The sequence below is a fragment of the Streptomyces sp. UNOC14_S4 genome (genome assembly GCF_020740835.1).
Classification (GTDB): Bacteria; Actinomycetota; Actinomycetes; order Streptomycetales; family Streptomycetaceae; genus Streptomyces.
Window position 1 is genome coordinate 1 of record NZ_JAINFC010000909.1, and the last position, 1,437, is coordinate 1,437.

Annotated in this window: 2 protein-coding genes; one reads left to right on the forward strand and one right to left on the reverse strand. The window is 73.4% G+C overall.

Going from position 1 to position 1,437, the window contains the following annotated elements; genetic code table 11:
- Positions 1 to 877, forward strand: an 877-nt coding sequence (locus K6I34_RS36930; protein ID WP_229332384.1) for a hypothetical protein, incomplete at its 5' end; no start/stop codon positions are given.
- A gap of 35 nt (positions 878 to 912) precedes the next feature.
- On the opposite strand, the gene K6I34_RS36935 is transcribed toward K6I34_RS36930, so the two are convergent.
- A partial coding sequence (locus tag K6I34_RS36935; RefSeq protein ID WP_229332385.1) for a spermidine synthase occupies positions 913 to 1,437 on the reverse strand: 525 nt, incomplete at its 5' end.

Sequence of the window (1,437 nt, forward strand, 5' to 3'; positions counted from 1 at the left end):
GCCCATGGGGCAGCAGCCCGGTCCGGTGGAACGGCCCACCGTTCCCCAGTGGAACGCCCCGGCCGCCGCGCCCGGCGGCCCGCAGCCGGGACCGAAGAAGGGCGGCGGCAAGCGGACCACGGTCATCGCGGTCGGTGCCGCGCTCGCCGTGGTCGCGGCCGCCGTGATCACGGGTGTCGTCGTGATGAAGGGCGACGACAAGAAGACCGTCGCCGACGACAAGCCCTCGGCCGCGCCCTCCGCCCCGGCACCCTCCGCGTCGGCCTCCTCCGGCGGCAACGCGCCGCTCGACAACCCGCGCAGCGGGGGCGGTGACGTCAAGCCGGTGATCGACGGCTGGAAGACGGTCGTCAGCGGCAAGCGGCACGTCGCCTTCGACGTCCCGTCGGACTGGATGGTCGACAGCCCCGGCCAGTCCATCGGCTTCGAGGACGACAAGGGCAAGGCCCTGATCATGATGAGCTCGCCCGCCTACTACAAGCAGGGCGTCTGCAGCAAGAACTCCGAGCTGGCCGCCGCGGGCTCCAAGGGCGCCATGGGGGCCAAGAGCGAGGCGAGCGCCGCCAAGATCGAGGCCGAGAACTGGCTGATCGCCGGCTTCGACCAGAAGCAGACGGGCAAGCTGGAGAGCACCGACGCCAAGCCCTTCAAGAGCGACCACGGCCTGTCCGGCTACTCCTCCACCGCGACGGTGACGGGGGTGACGAAGACGGACAAGTGCACGACCGACGGCAAGTCCTTCACGGTGACCTACAAGGACACCAACGACGACCTGGCGACCTGGGTGCTGTACGCGGCCAAGGGCGTCGACGACGAGCTCCCCGACGACACCGTCAAGAAGATCATGAGCTCGCTGCGCCCGCTCAAGTCCTCCTGAGCCGGGCCGGGTGAGGGCCCCGGCCCGGCCGGGGCTCAGCCCACCGTGAACGCCCCGCCCGGCGGCTCCGGCGACCCCACCGCGTTCGCGTCGTCCACGACGGCCGCGCCCGCCGCGAACCGCGCCAGCGCCTCCCCGTGCTCGACCCGCGCCGGGAAGGCGTCGGCGGCGGCGCGGCGGGCCAGCGCGGTCACCGGCAGCTCGCTGTGCGAGGCGACGAGCACGGCGTTGCCGAAGCGCCGCCCGCGCAGCATCGAGGGCTCCGCGATCAGGCACAGGTGCGCGAAGACCGAGGCGAAGGTGGCCACCTGGGAGCGGAGGAAGGCGAACGGCGCACCGTCGGCCAGGTTGGCGGCGTAGCTGCCGTCGCGGCGCAGCACCCGGGCCGCGGACCGGGCGAATTCGACCGAGGTGAGGTGGGCGGGCACCCGGGCGCCGCCGAAGACATCGGCGACGATCACGTCGGCGGAGGCGTCCGGCGCGGCGTCGAGCTCCGCGCGGGCGTCGGCGGCCCGTACGTCGATGCCGGAGCCCTCGGGGAGCGGCAGGTGCTCGGCGAC